At 73.3% G+C, this 15,929-nt stretch carries 17 protein-coding genes; 10 read left to right on the top strand and 7 right to left on the bottom strand.

Going from position 1 to position 15,929, the window contains the following annotated elements:
- Nucleotides 1-696, bottom strand: coding sequence for a pirin family protein (locus ACN20G_RS18600; protein WP_424213922.1), 696 nt, complete (start codon nt 694-696; stop codon nt 1-3).
- A 69-nt stretch (nt 697-765) separates the two neighbouring features.
- On the opposite strand from ACN20G_RS18600, the gene ACN20G_RS18595 reads away from it, so the two are divergent.
- From ACN20G_RS18595 to fabF, 5 genes are all read left to right on the top strand, one after another.
- Entirely contained in the window at nt 766-1,995 is a 1,230-nt protein-coding gene (locus ACN20G_RS18595) for a PucR family transcriptional regulator (protein WP_424213921.1), read from the top strand.
- Between the two features lie 89 nt (nt 1,996-2,084).
- Nucleotides 2,085-3,005 (top strand): ACP S-malonyltransferase, encoded by a 921-nt coding sequence (locus ACN20G_RS18590; protein ID WP_424213920.1) that lies wholly within the window; start codon nt 2,085-2,087, stop codon nt 3,003-3,005.
- Between the two features lie 20 nt (nt 3,006-3,025).
- Nucleotides 3,026-4,030 carry a ketoacyl-ACP synthase III gene (locus tag ACN20G_RS18585; RefSeq protein WP_424213919.1) on the top strand — a complete coding sequence of 335 codons (1,005 nt, stop codon included), beginning with the start codon at nt 3,026-3,028 and terminating at the stop codon, nt 4,028-4,030.
- Between the two features lie 57 nt (nt 4,031-4,087).
- Nucleotides 4,088-4,336, top strand: coding sequence for an acyl carrier protein (locus tag ACN20G_RS18580; protein ID WP_424213918.1), 249 nt, complete (start codon nt 4,088-4,090; stop codon nt 4,334-4,336).
- A 79-nt stretch (nt 4,337-4,415) separates the two neighbouring features.
- Complete coding sequence (gene fabF / locus ACN20G_RS18575; RefSeq protein ID WP_424213917.1) at nt 4,416-5,681, top strand: beta-ketoacyl-ACP synthase II; 1,266 nt, start codon at nt 4,416-4,418, stop codon at nt 5,679-5,681.
- A 104-nt stretch (nt 5,682-5,785) separates the two neighbouring features.
- On the opposite strand, the gene ACN20G_RS18570 is transcribed toward fabF, so the two are convergent.
- On the bottom strand, nt 5,786-6,280 hold the full coding sequence (locus ACN20G_RS18570; protein ID WP_424213916.1) for a DUF3145 domain-containing protein: 495 nt from the start codon (nt 6,278-6,280) through the stop codon (nt 5,786-5,788).
- 279 nt (nt 6,281-6,559) lie between these two features.
- On the opposite strand from ACN20G_RS18570, the gene ACN20G_RS18565 reads away from it, so the two are divergent.
- The gene (locus ACN20G_RS18565; protein WP_424213915.1) at nt 6,560-7,465 is read left to right on the top strand and encodes an SGNH/GDSL hydrolase family protein; all 906 of its coding nucleotides are present in this window, start codon (nt 6,560-6,562) and stop codon (nt 7,463-7,465) included.
- Nucleotides 7,466-7,561: 96 nt separating this feature from the next.
- Here the strand turns inward: ACN20G_RS18565 and ACN20G_RS18560 are convergent, their stop codons facing one another.
- Entirely contained in the window at nt 7,562-10,051 is a 2,490-nt protein-coding gene (locus ACN20G_RS18560; RefSeq protein WP_424213914.1) for a beta-glucosidase family protein, read from the bottom strand.
- A gap of 147 nt (nt 10,052-10,198) precedes the next feature.
- On the opposite strand from ACN20G_RS18560, the gene ACN20G_RS18555 reads away from it, so the two are divergent.
- Both ACN20G_RS18555 and ACN20G_RS18550 read left to right on the top strand, forming a co-directional pair.
- Nucleotides 10,199-10,804: a TetR/AcrR family transcriptional regulator gene (locus tag ACN20G_RS18555; RefSeq protein ID WP_424213913.1), complete on the top strand. Its 606-nt coding sequence runs from the start codon at nt 10,199-10,201 to the stop codon at nt 10,802-10,804.
- A 43-nt stretch (nt 10,805-10,847) separates the two neighbouring features.
- Nucleotides 10,848-11,567 carry a carbon-nitrogen hydrolase family protein gene (locus ACN20G_RS18550; protein WP_424213912.1) on the top strand — a complete coding sequence of 240 codons (720 nt, stop codon included), beginning with the start codon at nt 10,848-10,850 and terminating at the stop codon, nt 11,565-11,567.
- Nucleotides 11,568-11,577: 10 nt separating this feature from the next.
- Here the strand turns inward: ACN20G_RS18550 and ACN20G_RS18545 are convergent, their stop codons facing one another.
- From ACN20G_RS18545 to ACN20G_RS18535, 3 genes are all read right to left on the bottom strand, one after another.
- The gene (locus ACN20G_RS18545; protein WP_424213911.1) at nt 11,578-12,381 is read right to left on the bottom strand and encodes an EI24 domain-containing protein; all 804 of its coding nucleotides are present in this window, start codon (nt 12,379-12,381) and stop codon (nt 11,578-11,580) included.
- A gap of 94 nt (nt 12,382-12,475) precedes the next feature.
- Complete coding sequence (locus ACN20G_RS18540; protein WP_424213910.1) at nt 12,476-12,901, bottom strand: organic hydroperoxide resistance protein; 426 nt, start codon at nt 12,899-12,901, stop codon at nt 12,476-12,478.
- Between the two features lie 64 nt (nt 12,902-12,965).
- Nucleotides 12,966-14,009, bottom strand: coding sequence for an NADP-dependent oxidoreductase (locus tag ACN20G_RS18535; RefSeq protein ID WP_424213909.1), 1,044 nt, complete (start codon nt 14,007-14,009; stop codon nt 12,966-12,968).
- Nucleotides 14,010-14,093: 84 nt separating this feature from the next.
- Between ACN20G_RS18535 and ACN20G_RS18530 the strand changes: the two genes are divergently transcribed.
- Nucleotides 14,094-14,513, top strand: coding sequence for a MarR family winged helix-turn-helix transcriptional regulator (locus tag ACN20G_RS18530; RefSeq protein ID WP_424213908.1), 420 nt, complete (start codon nt 14,094-14,096; stop codon nt 14,511-14,513).
- Nucleotides 14,514-14,593: 80 nt separating this feature from the next.
- Entirely contained in the window at nt 14,594-15,169 is a 576-nt protein-coding gene (locus ACN20G_RS18525) for a hypothetical protein (RefSeq protein WP_424213907.1), read from the top strand.
- Nucleotides 15,170-15,182: 13 nt separating this feature from the next.
- On the opposite strand, the gene ACN20G_RS18520 is transcribed toward ACN20G_RS18525, so the two are convergent.
- Entirely contained in the window at nt 15,183-15,896 is a 714-nt protein-coding gene (locus tag ACN20G_RS18520; protein ID WP_424213906.1) for an esterase/lipase family protein, read from the bottom strand.
- Nucleotides 15,897-15,929 lie beyond the last annotated feature (33 nt).

The raw sequence follows: 15,929 nt of genomic DNA, 5'->3' as shown, positions 1-15,929 counted from the left end.
TCAGGGCAGGGTCAGCACGAGCAGTTCGGCGGGCGAGCCGGCCACGAGTTCCACCGGGTCGGCGTCCGCCCCGCCGGTGATCCGCAGCGCGTCCCCCGGCCCGAGTTCGGTGCCCGCGTCGGCCCCGCCGATCCGCAGGTCGCCGCGGACCACGTGCACGTAGGCCCGCGGGCCGGCCGTGACCGCGACCTTCTCGCCGGCGCCCGGGCGGCGGACCGAGAGCCGGGCCCCCGAGCGCGGCAGGTCCACCTCCTCGCCGTCCCCGATGTCCGCCACGAGCCGGTACGAGGGGGCCTCGCCCAGCGCCGTCGGATCCGCCTGGGCGAGCCAGAACTGCACGAAACGCAGGGGTTCGGGGCCGGCGTTGCGCTCGGTGTGTCGAACCCCACTCCCGGCGTCCAGCACCTGCACGTCGCCGGGGCGCAGCACCCCTTCGCGGCCGGTGGAGTCGGCGTGTCCGAGGGCCCCCTCGACCACCCAGCTGACGATCTCCACATTGCCGTGGGGGTGTTCGGCGAAGCCGGCTCCGGGGGCCAGGGCCTCTTCGTTGCAGGCGATCACGGGGCCGAAGCGGAGGTTGTCGGGGTCGTACCAGGACCCGAAGGAGAAGGCGTGCAGGGTCGCGATGCCCGCCGCCGGGTCCCCGCCGGGGTGCCGCTCGGCTGCGCGTCGTACGTCGAGTCGTGCGTCCGTCATGGGGGTCACGGTAGCCGCGCGGGAGCTCGGGGCTTCGGGGCCGGCGCGCCGATAGGGCAGGCTTGTCCCGTGCCCGAAGCCGAACGCCATCTCTCCGCCGTGCGCTCGACGCAGCCGCAGGCCGCGCCGTCCGCCGCCGCCCATCCGCACGCCGCGACCCTGCGCCGGTTGGAGAAGTCCTCCGGTCGCCTGGCCGCGCACGCCATCGCCCGCATGGACGAGACCCTGTCGTGGTACCGGGCGATGCCCCCGGAGAACCGGTCGTGGATCGGTCTGGTGGCGCAGGCGGGCATCGCGGCGTTCACGGAGTGGTTCCGGCATCCGGACACCCCGCAGGCGATCTCTACGGACGTGTTCGGGACCGCCCCGCGCGAGCTGACGCGGGCGATCACCCTGCGGCAGACGGTGGAGATGGTCCGCACCACGATCGAGGTGATGGAGGCGGCGATCGAAGAGGTCGCGGCCCCCGGGGACGAGTCCACGCTGCGCGAGGCGCTGCTGGTGTACGCCCGGGAGATCGCGTTCGCGACGGCGCAGGTGTACGCGCAGGCCGCCGAGGCGCGCGGCGCGTGGGACGCCCGGCTGGAGTCCCTCGTGGTGAACGCGGTGCTGTCGGGGGAGGCGGACGAGGGCGCGCTGTCAAGGGCGGCGGCGCTGGGCTGGAACTCGCCCGACCACGTGTGCGTGGTGTTGGGGACGGCGCCCGACGGTGACAGCGAGCTGACGGTGGAGGCGATCCGGCGGGCGGCGCGGCACGCGAAGGTGCAGGTGCTGACGGGGGTGCTCGGGGACCGGCTGGTGGTCATCGCGGGCGGCAACGACAACCCGGTGCAGGTGGCGAAGGGCCTGATCGGGCCGTTCGCGGCGGGGCCGGTGGTGGCCGGGCCGGTGGTTCCGGACCTGTTGACGGCGACCCGGTCGGCGCAGGCGGCGGCGGCCGGTCTGAAGGCGTGTTCGGCCTGGCAGGACGCGCCGCGGCCGGTGGCGGCGGACGATCTGCTGCCGGAGCGGGCGATCGCCGGAGACCCCTCCGCTCGGGACCAGCTGGTGGAGGAGATCTACAGACCGTTGGAGGAGGCGGGCTCGGCGCTGCTGGAGACGTTGAGCGTGTACCTCGAACAGGCGAGTAGCCTGGAGGGGGCCGCTCGCATGCTCTTCGTGCACCCCAACACGGTTCGCTACCGGCTCCGTCGTGTGACAGACGTCACCGGCTGGTCACCCTCCGACGTCCGCTCGGCCTTCACGCTGAGGATCGCGCTGATCCTGGGGCGCCTGGTCGACGGTGAGGCCCGGCCCTAGACTTTTGTCGGACATCAACAATTCCCCCGGTGGTTCTTCGTCCCTGTCCCCACGGGCGCGGTGAACCGAACACAAGAGAGAGTGTGAGGGTGCTCGTACTCGTCGCTCCCGGCCAAGGCGCTCAGACGCCCGGCTTCCTGACCCCCTGGCTCGACCTTCCCGGTGTGGCCGACCGCCTCGCCGCGTGGTCCGAGGTGATCGAGCTCGACCTGGTCCACTTCGGCACGAAGGCCGACGCGGACGAGATCCGTGACACCGCCGTGGCCCAGCCGCTGCTGGTGGCCGCCGGTCTGCTGTCCGCGTCCGCGCTGGACGCGGCCGGTCGTGTCGACGTCGTCGCCGGCCACAGCGTCGGCGAGTTCACCGCCGCCGCGTACGCCGGTGTGCTGAGCGAGGTCGAGGCACTGTCCCTGGTGCGCAAGCGCGGTCTGGCCATGGCCGAGGCCGCGGCCGTCGCCGAGACCGGCATGTCGGCCGTGCTCGGTGGTGACCAGGACGTCGTGGTGGCGCACCTGGAGAAGCTGGGGCTGACCCCGGCCAACATCAACGGCGCCAAGCAGATCGTGGCCGCCGGCACCGCCGAGCAGCTCGCCGCGCTCGCGCAGGACAAGCCCGAGGGCGCCATGAAGGTGGTCCCGCTGAAGGTGGCGGGCGCGTTCCACACGGCGCACATGGCCCCGGCCGTGGAGCGGCTCGCGGAGGCGGCGCGGACGCTGAGCCCCGCCGACCCGACCGTGACGTACGTGTCGAACAAGGACGGTCTGGTCGTGGACTCGGGCGCCGAGGTGCTCGCGCGTCTGGTCGGCCAGGTCGCCAACCCGGTCCGCTGGGACCTCTGCATGGAGACCTTCGGGTCCCGCGGGGTCACCGGGATCATCGAACTCTGCCCGGGTGGGACCCTCACGGGTCTGGCCAAGCGCGTCCTCAAGGGCGTGCCGAGCGTGGCCCTGAAGACCCCGGACGATCTCGCCGCCGCCGCGGAGCTGGTCTCCGCGCACGCGTCCGCGTGAGACAAGGAGTGCCCTCACCCATGACCAAGATCAAGCCTTCGCAGGGCGCCCCGTACGCGCGCATCCTCGGGGTCGGCGGCTACCGCCCGACCCGGGTGGTGCCCAACGAGGTGATCCTGGAGAAGATCGACTCCTCCGACGAGTGGATCCGGTCCCGGTCCGGGATCGCCACGCGTCACTGGGCCTCCCCCGAGGAGACCGTCACGATGATGTCGGTCGAAGCCTCGGGCAAGGCGCTCGCGGACGCCGGCATCCCCGCCGAGCGGATCGGCGCGGTGATCGTCTCGACGGTCTCGCACTTCAAGCAGACCCCCGCCGTGGCCACCGAGATCGCCGACCGGGTCGGCGCGATCAAGCCGGCCGCCTTCGACATCTCCGCCGGTTGCGCCGGGTTCGGCTACGCGCTGACCCTGGCCAAGGGCATGGTCGTCGAGGGTTCCGCCGAATACGTGCTGGTCATCGGCGTGGAGCGGCTCTCGGACCTGACGGACCTGGAGGACCGCGCGACCGCGTTCCTGTTCGGCGACGGCGCGGGCGCCGTGGTCGTGGGACCGTCCGACGTGCCGGCCATCGGCCCCACCGTGTGGGGTTCGGAGGGCGACAAGTCCGAGACGATCAAGCAGACCGTGCCGTGGACCGAGTACCAGGGCCCCGGCGACGGCAACAAGTTCCCGGCCATCACGCAGGAGGGTCAGGCGGTCTTCCGCTGGGCCGTCTTCGAGATGGCCAAGGTGGCCCAGCAGGCGCTCGACGCCGCCGGGATCACCGCGGACGACCTGGACGTCTTCATCCCGCACCAGGCGAACATGCGGATCATCGACTCGATGGTGAAGACCTTGAAGCTGCCGGAGCACGTCACGGTCGCCCGTGACGTGGAGACCACCGGCAACACCTCGGCCGCCTCGATCCCGCTCGCGATGGAGCGGCTCTTGGCGACCGGTGCGGCGAAGAGCGGTGACACCGCGCTCGTCATCGGCTTCGGGGCGGGACTCGTCTACGCCGCGACGGTCGTTACCCTCCCCTAGGGACCGGGTCCCACCCGTCTCCCGTACCACCCGAACAGCTACAGAAGGAGCGCCAACATGGCCGCCACCCAGGAAGAGATCGTCGAGGGCCTCGCCGAGATCGTCAACGAGATCGCCGGCATCCCCGTCGAGGACGTCGAGCTCGGCAAGTCCTTCACCGACGACCTGGATGTCGACTCGCTGTCCATGGTCGAGGTCGTCGTCGCCGCCGAAGAGCGCTTCGACGTGAAGATCCCGGACGAGGACGTCAAGAACCTCAAGACCGTCGGCGACGCCGCGGACTACATCCTCAAGCACCAGGCCTGAGCCTGACGAGCGTCTGTCGCCACCCCGCGGTGGCGTCGGGACAATTCCGCACCCCCTGACACGTGGAGAAAGAATTCCTGTGAGCTCGACCAATCGCACCGTGGTCGTCACCGGTATCGGCGCAACCACTCCGCTGGGTGGCGACAGCGCTTCGACCTGGGAAGGTCTGCTCGCCGGCCGTTCCGGCGTCTCGCCCCTGGAGGGCGAGCGCTTCCAGGAGCTGCCGGTCCGCATCGCCGCCCAGGCGGCCGTGGACCCGGGCGACGTCCTGCCCCGGCCCCTGGCCCGGCGGCTCGACCGCTCCGCGCAGTTCGCGATCATCGCGGCGCGCGAGGCGTGGGCCGACGCCGGTTACACCGGTCCCGCCGGTGAGGACCCGGCGGTCTCCCCCGAGCGCCTGGGCACCGTCATCGCCTCCGGCATCGGCGGCGTGACCACCCTGCTCGACCAGTACGACGTGCTGAAGGAGAAGGGTGTGCGCCGGGTCTCCCCGCACACCGTCCCGATGCTCATGCCCAACGGCCCCTCCGCGAACGTGGGCCTGGAGGTCAACGCGCAGGCCGGCGTGCACACCCCGGTCAGCGCCTGCGCCTCCGGCGCCGAGGCCATCGGGTACGCCGTCGAGATGATCCGCACCGGCCGCGCCGACGTGGTCGTCGCGGGCGGCACCGAGGCGGCGATCCACCCGCTGCCGATCGCCGCGTTCGCCAACATGATGGCGATGTCCAAGAACAACGAGACCCCCACGACGGCCTCCCGCCCGTACGACAAGGCCCGTGACGGCTTCGTCCTCGGCGAGGGCGCGGGCGTCGTGATCCTGGAGTCCGCCGAGCACGCCGCCGCGCGCGGTGCCCGGGTCTACTGCGAGGTGCTGGGTCAGGGCCTGTCGGCCGACTCGCACCACATCGCGCAGCCCGAGCCCACCGGCCGCGGTGTGGCCGCGGCCCTGCAGAACCTGCTGGACAACACCGGTCTGGACCCGGCCGAGCTGGTCCACCTGAACGCTCACGCGACCTCGACCCCGCAGGGCGACACCGCCGAGATCAAGGCGCTGCGCAAGGTCCTGGGCGACGACCTGGACCACATCGCGATCTCCGCGACCAAGTCGATGACCGGTCACCTGCTCGGCGGCGCCGGCGGCATCGAGACCGTCGCGACCGTCCTGGCGCTGTACCACCGGATCGCGCCGCCCACGATCAACGTGGACGAGCTGGACGAGGACATCGACGCGGACATCGTGATCGGCGAGCCGCGGAAGCTGCCCGCCGAGGGCCCGCTGTCCGCGATCAACAACTCGTTCGGGTTCGGCGGGCACAACGTGTCGCTGGCCTTCCGCACGATCTGATCCGCGCCCCGCGCGCGACCCGCGAGGGCCCGACCGGATTTCCGGTCGGGCCCTTCGGCGTGTCGGGGGTGCGGCCCGGCGTGTCGCGGGCGGCGCGGGCGGGTTCAGACCACCTGGTGGAGCCAGCGGACGGGGGCGCCCTCACCGGCGTGGCGGAAGGTCTCCAGTTCGTCGTCCCAGGGCTTGCCGAGGAGTCGGGAGACCTCGGCGGCCAGGTCGGTCTCGCCGGCGCGGGCCCGCAGGAGGGCGGCGCGCAGCCGGTCCTCGGGGATCAGGATGTCCCCGTGGACGCCGGTGACGGCGTGGAAGATGCCCAGTTCGGGGGTGGAGCTGTAGCGCTCGCCCTCGGCCCCGGCGCAGGGATCGGCCGTGACCTCGAAGCGGAGCAGGTGCCAGCCTCGCAGGGCGGAGGCGAGCCGGGCGGCGGTGCCGGCCTCGGCCTGCCAGGAGAACTCGGATCTCCAGGTCCCGGGGGAGGCGGGCTGCCTGATCCAGTCGAGGTTGACCCGCGTTCCCAGCACGCCCGCAACCGCCCATTCCACGTGCGGGCAGAGCGCGCGGGGAGCGGAGTGCACGTACAGAACTCCACGTGTCGTCACCGGGGACCTCCAAGGTGGGACGAGGTCGGAATGAATCTCCTGAAAACGGACACTATGTGACGTGATGTAATTTAGCGGAAAAGATCTGACATTGCGCCACGGGACCTGTGGCGAGGAGGCCACGGGAAAAAGCTACCGTGCGGGGAGGGTCCCGGAGTGACGTACGGTCGCTCCCGAGGGGTGTCCCGCCGATCGGATGGAACCGGCGTACGCCCCCCGACCGCGGGGCCCACCGCACTCCCCTCGCGAGGGGTGGGCACGAGCACGACGAGGAGCGACGTGAGACCGACCAAGGGCCCCGGGGCGCGCGCCCGGATCCGCGCGCTGCTCGGCGTCGCGGCCGCCGGGACGCTCGTCCTCACGGGTTGCTCGGGCGGGCCCGACGGCGGGCCGAGCGGGGACGGCGGGGCCCAGGCGGTGCACCGGAAAGAGCCGCTGTGGAACACGTCGCCGGGGTCCCTGGCGGCCGTGGGCGACTCCATCACCCGCGGTTTCGACGCCTGTTCGGTGCTGGCGGACTGTCCGGACGTGTCGTGGGCGACCGGGGTGGACCCGACGGTGCGCAGCCTCGCGGAGCGCTTGCTCGGGCCGCGGGCGGCGACGCGGAGTTGGAACTACGCGGTGACCGGGGCCCGGATGGCGGACCTGCCGGGGCAGCTGTCGGCGGCGGCGGCGCACGAGCCGGAACTGGTCACGGTGATGGTCGGGTCGAACGACGCGTGTCGGGCGACGGCGGCGGCGATGACGCCGGCGAAGGACTTCCGGGCCACGTTCGAGCGCGCGCTGGCGGAGTTGCGGAAGGTGTCGCCGAAGACTCAGGTGTACGTGTCCTCGGTGCCCGATCTGCTGCGGTTGTGGGAGCAGGGCAAGGACAGTCCGGTGGGTCGGCAGGTGTGGAAGCTGGGGATCTGTCCGTCGATGCTGGCGGACTCGCAGGCGTCGACGCCGGCGGCGGTGGAGCGTCGGGAGAAGGTCCGGGCGCGGGTGGTGGAGTACAACGAGGCGCTGCGGGCGGTGTGCGCGACGGACTCGCGGTGCCGGTACGACGGCGGGGCGGTGTTCCAGTACCCGTTCTCGACCGGGCAGTTGAGCCGGTGGGACTGGTTCCATCCGAGCAAGGACGGGCAGGCGCGGTTGGCCGAGCTGGCGCACCGGCACATAACGTCGAGCCGGCCGCCGGCCTGATCGGCGCGGCCCTCGGGTTCGAAGGGGGCGGGGTGCGGAGCGGGCCGGGGGCGGTTGTCAGGGACCGCCCCCGGCCCGGGTTCGGGGCCGCCGGGGTCAGAGCGCCAGGTCGGCGCTCAGGCGGGTGTCGTCGTGGGCGTGGCTCGCGCGGACCTCGTAGCGGCCGCCGATGCGGCGCCAGGCGTTCGTCTCCTCGTCCCAGACCTCGAAGGCGCGGGCGGGGAGGGCGACGGTGATCTCGACGGTCTCGCCGGGGTCGGCGGCGACGGAGGCGAAGCCGGCGAGGTGGGAGGCGGGGCGGTCGAAGCCCTCGGCGTCGGCGGGGTCGGCGGCGAGGTAGATCTGGACGACCTCGCGGCCGGGGCGCTCGCCGGTGTTGGTGAGGCGGACGACGGCGCGTTCGGCGTCGGCTTCGAGGCTCTCGTAGCGCCAGGTGGTGTAGCCGAGGCCGTGGCCGAAGGCGTAGGCGGGGGTGGTGCCGGCCTTCTCGTGGGCGCGGTGGCCGATGTGGACGCCCTCGGTGTAGTCGAGCCGGCCGTCGGTGGGGACGGTCTCGGTGACGGGGGCCTGCTCCAGGGTGGCGGGCCAGGTGGTGGGGAGACGTCCGCCGGGTTCGGCGGCGCCGAGGAGCACGTCGGCGAGGGCGTCGCCGCCCTCTTGGCCGGGGAACCAGGTGAGGAGGACGGCCGCGACCTCCTCGCGCCAGGGCAGTTCCACGGGGGAGCCGGCGTTGACGACGACGACGGTGCGGGGGTTGGCGGCGGCCACGGCGCGCACGAGGTCGTCCTGGCGGCCGGGCAGGCGCAGGTCGGTGCGGTCGAAGCCCTCGGATTCGACGCGTTCGGTGGTGGCCACGACGACCACGGCGGTGTCGGCGGCGCGGGCCGCTTCGACGGCCTCGGCGATGAGGGTGTCGGGGTCGGTGCGGGGGCCGAGGTGGAGCAGGGAGAACATCAGGGCCTTGAGCGGCAGCTCGGCCACGTCGGGCACCTGGTAGGTGAGGGAGACCTCGACGGTCTCGCCGGCGGTGAGGTGGGGGCGGGCGCGTTCGGTGGGGGCGCCGAAGAACGCCTCGAAGGGGTCGGCCTCGCTGCCGGGGAGCTGGACGCCCTCCCAGAGGAGTTCGCCGTCGACCCGGAGGGCGAAGGCGCCCAGGCCCCGGGTGCCGAGGACGTGTTCGCCGCTCTCGCGGGGGGTGAAGGCGCCGATGACCTCGACGGAGGCCATGGTCTCCCAGCTCACGCCGGCGGGGAGGTCGTCGCCGATCCACTGGACCTGGCCGCTGGGCAGGGAGCCCTCGCCGAGGACGGCGCCGGCGGCGTCGCGGCAGACGGCGCGCAGGGTGAAGGCGGGGCCGGCCGGGACGGGCTCCTCGCTGGGGTCGGCGCCGACGGCGTAGGTGAGGGAGCCGGCGGGGAGGGCGGCGGTGAGGCCGTCGAGGGGGGAGACCACGTGTTCGGGGAAGACGGTGGCGGAGCCGCCGCCGAGGACGCGGGCGTCGCGGGCGGCGGCGCCGAGGAGGGCGACGGTGCGTGGGGCGTCGGCGGTGCCGGGGTCCAGGGGGAGGATGGCGTCGGCGTTGCGGGCGAGGACGAAGGAGCGGGCGGCGATCTCGCGGGCCACGGCGGGGCCGTCGATGCCGGCGGGCGGGTCGGCGACCACGGGCGGGGCCCCGTCGAGGACGCCGACGCGGGCGGCGAGGCGGAGCACGTTGCGGACGGCGGCGTCGACGGCGCTCTCCTCGACCTCGCCGGCGCGGACGGCGGCGGCGAGCGGGGGGCCGTAGACGGTCTGCGGGCCGGGCATGGCCACGTCGAGGCCGCCGGTGATGTCGCCGACGGTGGAGCGGGCGGCCATCCAGTCGGAGACGTTGGCGCCGTCGAAGCCCCATTCGGCGCGCAGCACGTCGTTGACGAGGTGGGCGTTCTCGCTCATGAACACGCCGTTGACGCGGTTGTAGGCGGTCATGATGCCCCACGGGTGGGCGTTGGCGACGATGGCCTCGAAGGGGGCCAGGTACAGCTCGCGCAGGGGGCGGGGGGCGATGCGGCTGTCGACGGTGAAGCGGTCGGTCTCGGCGTCGTTGCCGACGAAGTGCTTGACGGTGGTGCCGACGCCGCCGTCCTGGACGCCGTTGACGTAGCCGCTGCCGATCTCGCCGGTGAGGTGGGGATCCTCGGAGAAGCACTCGAAGTGTCGGCCGCCCAGCGGGCTGCGGTGCAGGTTGACGGTGGGGGCGAGGAGGACGTGGACGCCCTTGCGGCGGGCCTCCTGGGCGAGGAGCCGGCCGGCGCGGCGGGCGAGTTCGGGGTCCCAGGACGCGGCGAGCGCGGTGGGCGAGGGGAGGGCCACGGAGGGGTCGTCGGCGGTCCAGCGGACGCCTCGGACGCCGATGGGGCCGTCGGAGAAGACCAGGGAGGCCAGGCCGATCTCGGGGATCGCGGGCAGGGACCACATGTCCTGGCCGCCGAGCAGTCGTGCCTTGGTGTCGAGGTCCAGCTTGCCGAGCGCGGCCTCGACGGCCTGTTCGCGCAGGGCGTCGGGGGTGGTGTCGCCGGGGGTGGTGGGGGTGCGGTCGGCTGCCACGGCCGGTCCTCCTCGTCGAGTGCGGGTGGTGCTGCCATCGTGGACCCGTTCCCTGGTGAACGGTAGGTGTCGTGACGGTTTCGTTATTTTCACGGGGTGGGCTACCGTCGTCGCACCGGCAGAACGCAGGGGAAGGGCGGCACGGAGATGGTCAGGGCACGCAGCGAGGAGCGGCGGGAGGAGATCGTCCGGGCGGCGTTGGAGGTGATCGCCGAGCGCGGTTACCGGGGCGCGTCGCTGGCGGCGGTCGCGGAGCGGGTGGGACTGACCCAGCAGGGGCTGATGCACCACTTCCCGACCAAGGAGGCGCTGCTGGTGGCGGTGCTGGAGGAACGGGACCGCTGGGACACCGGGGGCGGGGCGGCGCGGGCGGGCGGCGGGGCCTGGCGGCCGGAGCTGCTGGCCGCGCTCGTGGACTACAACGCGATGCGGCCCGGGGTGGTGCAGACCTTCTCGGCCCTGCTCGGCGAGTCCGTCACCGAGGGGCATCCGGCGCGGGAGTTCTTCACCGAGCGGTACGCGCAGGTCCGCGAGGAGATGGCGGCGGTGCTGCGGGCGGAGTACGGGGAGCGGCTGCCCTCGGGGCTGAGCCCGGAGCGGGCTGCGCCGCTGCTGACGGCCGTGATGGACGGCTTGCAGTACCAGTGGCTGCTGGCGCCGGAGGCGGTGGACATGCCCGGGGCCTTCCGGGACTTCCTGCGGCTGCTGGGCTCCGGGCCGGCGGCGGGGCACGGGGGCGCGGGGGGCTCCTGACCCCCGGGGCGGGGCGGGCCGGCCGGTTTGTGATCATGTCCGGATGCGCATCGCCGTGACCCAATTGACCTGCGTTCCGGCCCGACCGGCCGAGAACGCCGCCACGATGGCCGACCTGGCCGGACGGGCCCGGTCCGAGGGGGCCGCCCTGGTGGTCTTCCCCGAACTCGTCCTCACCGGCTACGAACTGGCCGCCCTCGCCGCCGACCCCGCGTTGTGGGTGCGCGACGCGGACGATCCCCGGCTGGACCCGGTCCGCTCGGCGGGGATCGCCTCGGTCGTGAACCTCGCGCGGCGGGACGCCGACGACCGGCCGCTGCTCGCCTCGTTCGTCTTCGGCGCGGACGGCTCCCTGATCACCTCGTACGCCAAGCGGCACCTGTACGAGGCGGAGCGGGAGGTGTTCGTGCCGGGTGGGCACGACGGGCGGTTCACCCTGGACGGGGTGCCGTTCTCGCTCGGCACCTGCTTCGACAACCACCACGCCGGGGTGACGGACCGGGCGGCGGCCGACGGGGCGCGGGTGCACCTGGCGAGTTCGCTGTACGGGTTGGTGTCGGGCGAGGCCGAGCGGGTCTCCGTGCACCCTGGGGCGGCGCGGCGCACGGGGCTGGTGGTGGCCCTGGCCAATCACGTGGGCCCGGCGGGGGCGTGGACGGGCTGTGGCGGGGCGGCGGTGTGGGGTCCGGACGGGCGGGTCCTCGCGGAGGGCGACGCGCGGACCCCGTCGGCGGTGGTCGCGGACCTGTCCCCGCTGCTCTGAGCGGGCGGTCTCAGTCCCGGTGGGGGCCGGGGGCGGACACGGCCGGCGCGGGCGTGTCCGTCCCCGGCTCCGTGCCGGGCGGGGCGAGCAGGTCGCGGGCGAGGAGGGTGGCCCCGGCCACGGCCCCGGGCATCAGGAGCACGGCGACCACGGGCAGCAGGAAGCTGAGCACGAGCGGCACCCCGAAGCCGAGGACGAGGGCGCGCCGGCCGCGCATCAGGTCGAGGTGGGCGGGCAGTTCGATCTTGCGGCGCTGGAGGGCGACGGCGGTGAGCTCCTGGGTGAGGAACCAGCCGGAGACGGCGAAGCCGAGCACCGGCACCACCGTCTGGCCGAGCACGGGCACGAAGCCGAGGGCGAAGAGCCCGAGCCCGCACAGGGCGACCCGCAGCAGGATCCGCAGGCTGTCCCGGCCGGAGATCCACAGTTCGCGCCAGAGTGGCAGCCCGGATTCGGGCACGCCGCCGTACCGGTCCTTCTCGACGGCCTCGGAGAGGGCCTCGTAGAAGGGCTGGCCGATGAGGAGGGTGACGGCGGTGAAGGTGACCACGGCCAGGAAGAGCCCGAACCCGATGAGGACCACCGTCAGGGAGCCCCGGAACAGGCCGAGCCATCCGCCGGACCAGTCCTCGGCGAAGGGCGTGAGCCAGGCGACGGCGTCGTCGGCGCCGGTGAACAGGGCCACGAGGGCGCCGAGGTAGAGCGCGGCGGCGATCAGGGCGGGCAGCAGCCCGAGCCCGAGCCACCTGGGGTGGGCGAGCACCCAGCGCTGACCGGCCAGAAGATGGCGGAATCCCCCCGCGAGATCGTTCATGCGGTCAGCGTAGCCAACGGGGCGGGGGACGGAACGGGGCCGGCCCGCACCCCGGAATCGGGGTGCGGGCCGGTGCGAACGGTGTCGGCCGTGATCAGGCGACGGACAGTTCGACGGTGATGTTGCCGCGGGTGGCCTTGGAGTAGGGGCACACCTGGTGGGCCTTCTCGACCAGGTCCAGGGCGCGCTCGGCGTCCACGGTCGGGATGGAGGCGACGATCTTGACGATGATGCCGAAGCCGTCGTCGTTCTTGCCGATGCCGACCTCGGCGGTGACGGTCGAGCCGGTGATGTCGGCGTTCTCGTTGCGCGCGACGACACCCAGGGCACCCTGGAAGCAGGCGCTGTAGCCGGCGGCGAAGAGCTGCTCGGGGTTGGTGCCGGCGCCGGAGCCGCCCATGGCCTTCGGGGGGTTCACGACGACGTCGAGCTGCTTGTCGTCGGTGGAGACGCGACCGTCACGGCCGTTCTCGGCGGTGGCGACGGCGGTGTAGAGAACGTCGGACTGCTGGATGGACATGTAAGAAGATCCTCCTGGTATTCGTCGCGACTCGCGCCCACGCTCGCGACGGTGTGGTCAGAGCCTAACGGGTGAAGGAAACGATCATCTTTCCGGTGTTGGCTCCGCGCAGCATTCCCAGGAACGCCTCGGTCGCGTTCTCGACCCCGTCGACCACCGTCTCGTCCACGACGAGCTCTCCGGAACGCAGCCAGGCGCCGACCTCCTCGACGAACTTCGGGCGCAGCGCCTCGTGGTCGGAGACGAGGATCCCCTCCAGGCGCAGGCGCTTGCCGATCACGCTCATCAGGTTGCGCGGGCCGGGGGCCGGCTCGGTGTCGTTGTAGCCGGAGATCGCGCCGCACAGCACGGCCCGGCCGTGCAGGTTCAGGGCGCCGATGGCCGCTTCGAGGTGCTCGCCGCCGACGTTGTCGAAGTACACGTCGACGCCCTCGGGCGCGGCGGCCGCGAGCTGCTCGGCGACGGGGCCGTCCTTGTAGTTGAACGCGGCGTCGAAGCCGTACTTCTCGGTCAGGGCGGCGACCTTCTCGGCGGAACCGGCCGAGCCGATCACGCGGGAGGCGCCCTTGAGGCGGGCGATCTGGCCGACCACGCTGCCCACGGCCCCGGCCGCGCCGGAGACGAACACGGCGTCGCCCTCGCGGAAGGAGCCGACCTCCAGCAGGCCCGCGTAGGCGGTCAGGCCGGGCATGCCGAGCACGCCGAGCCAGGAGGTCAGCGGGGCGACCTCGGGGTCGACCACGTACGCCTGGTCGGCGGGCAGGTCCGCGTACTCGCGCCAGCCGAGGAAGTGCACCACGTGGTCGCCGACCGCGACGCCGTCGGCGGCCGAGGCCACGACCACGCCGACCGCGCCGCCGTACATCGCGGCGTTCAGCGCGAAGGGCTCGGCGTAGGACTTGGCGTCGCTCATGCGGCCGCGCATGTACGGGTCCACCGACATGTACAGGTTGCGCACGAGCACGCGGCCCGGCGCGGGCGCGGTCAGCTCGACCTCGCGGAGCGCGAAGTCGGAGGCCACCGGCCAGCCGTCCGGGCGGCTGACCAGGTGCCACTCGCGACCGACAGCGGGGATCTCCGGGTTCACGGACACGGCACGCTCAGACATTGCAGGCTCCAAAAGTTTCAGCTGGTGAAACAATCATTGCCCTGGATATTTCATGATGTCAAGCAACTCGCTAGACTGGACCCCATGAGCGCTCCCCTGGACCCCGTGTCCGTCGAGGTCGTCGACCTGATCGGCACCGTGGTCGCCCGCTACCACGCCGAGTACGAGGAGGCCGCCGCCCGCCACCACCTCACCGGCGCCCAGGCCAAGGTGCTGAACCTGCTGGCCGCCGACCCCCTGCCCATGAGACGCATCGCCCAGCGCGTCAACTGCGAACCGTCCAACATCACCGGCATCGTCGACCGCCTGGAGAGCCGGGGCCTGGTCGAACGTCGCCCCGACCCCGCCGACCGGCGCGTGAAACTCGCCGCCCCCACCCCCGAGGGCATGGCCACGGCGGCCCACCTGCGGGAGTCCCTGGACTTCGCCCGCGAACCCCTCTCGGGCCTCACCGAGGTCGAACGCACCCTCCTGCGCGACCTGCTGCGCCGCATGGTGGAGTGAGCCCCACCGGCCCGCGCCGCACCGGCCCGCGCCCGCACCCGATCCGGCCCGTCCGCCGGACCGCGTGCCACCCTGGGCCCATGACCGCCGCGCCCTTCGGACCGCTCGACTTCCAACTCGTCCTGCTCCGCCGCATGGCCGACTTCCACCCCGAGCGGGTGGACGAGGCCCGCCGCGCGCTCGGCGCCGACGCCGCCCGCTCCCGCGCCGCGAACAAGCACTGGCAGGCCATGGTCCGCTCCCCCCGTTCACGCGGGGCGCTGAGCCGGCTGCGCTCCGTCCTCGGCCCGCCCGAGAGCGTCACGACCCGTCGCGTCGGTGACCTCGACTGCGAGGTCTCCACCTGGCCCGTGCCCCTGTGGCCCACCCTGCGCTGGGAGGTCACCGCCGGCCCCGGCGGGGTGATCTGGAACGCGTGGCTCGTGCGCGCCCCCGGCGAACCGGGCCCCCCGCCCGGCCCGCCCGCCGCGCTCGCCCCCTGGTCCGCCACCCTCGACGAGGTGGCCCGCGCCCACCCCGGGGCCCGCGTCCTGCCCGGCGACGCCCCCACCCGCGACCGGCTGGCCCTCGTGCACGGCGGCCGCTCCTGGCTCGCGGAGTTCACCCACGGCCTGCTCCAGCGCGTCACCGACCTCGGACCCGCCCCCGCCCCCTGAGCGGGCCGCCCGCTCAGGAGCCCAGGAAGGCCCGCACCCCGGCCAGCGTCGCCGGGTCCCCCAACAGGTCGTTGTGCTTCAGGCAGCCCACGCCCGTGTTCGTCGCACCCGTCAGCGGCACGCTCGAATCCGGGTTGATCACCTCGTCGCAGTTCGACCAGAACGTCGCGTACGCCACCGCCCCCGGCGTCTCGTCCCCCGCCGCCAGGTTCTTCACCACGTACGAACCCGGGGTCATGTCCCGACACGCCTGGTCCCACAGCGCGCAGGCCCAGGCCGTGGACGTGCCCCGGTTCGGGCCCGCCAGCGAGACCCAGCGGCCCACCACCGACTCGCCGCCCCCGTACTTCACGTACCACCGCGTCACCAGCGAGCCGAACGAGTGCGCCACCAGGTCCACCCGCGCCGCCCCGGTCCGCGCCCGCACCTCCGCCACGTACTGGGCGAGCCGACCCGACAGCACCTCGTTGACCGACTGGTGCGTGTCGTAGCCCCACGCGTACACCTCGTCGTCCGCGTACCCCGCCGCCCGCAGCTCGCTCCGCAGCGACCCCCACACCCCCGGGTCCGCGTTGTAGCCGTGCACGAGCACCACGGGATTGCGCGCGCCGGCGACAGCCCCCGCCGAAGCCCCCGTCGGGCCCGCCGCCGCGGCCGGCACCACCGATGCGGAAACGCACAAACCCACCGCGAGCAGCCACACCCACAGGTTCCGGAGCCCCACCATCGGCCCTCCCCTAGCTTGTTACGGGCCGGTAGC

It is taken from the genome of Streptomyces dryopteridis, assembly GCF_049606955.1.
Classification (GTDB): Bacteria; Actinomycetota; Actinomycetes; order Streptomycetales; family Streptomycetaceae; genus Streptomyces.
Note: the sequence above shows the minus strand (reverse complement) of the source record. Positions and strands in the feature narration are given on the sequence as shown.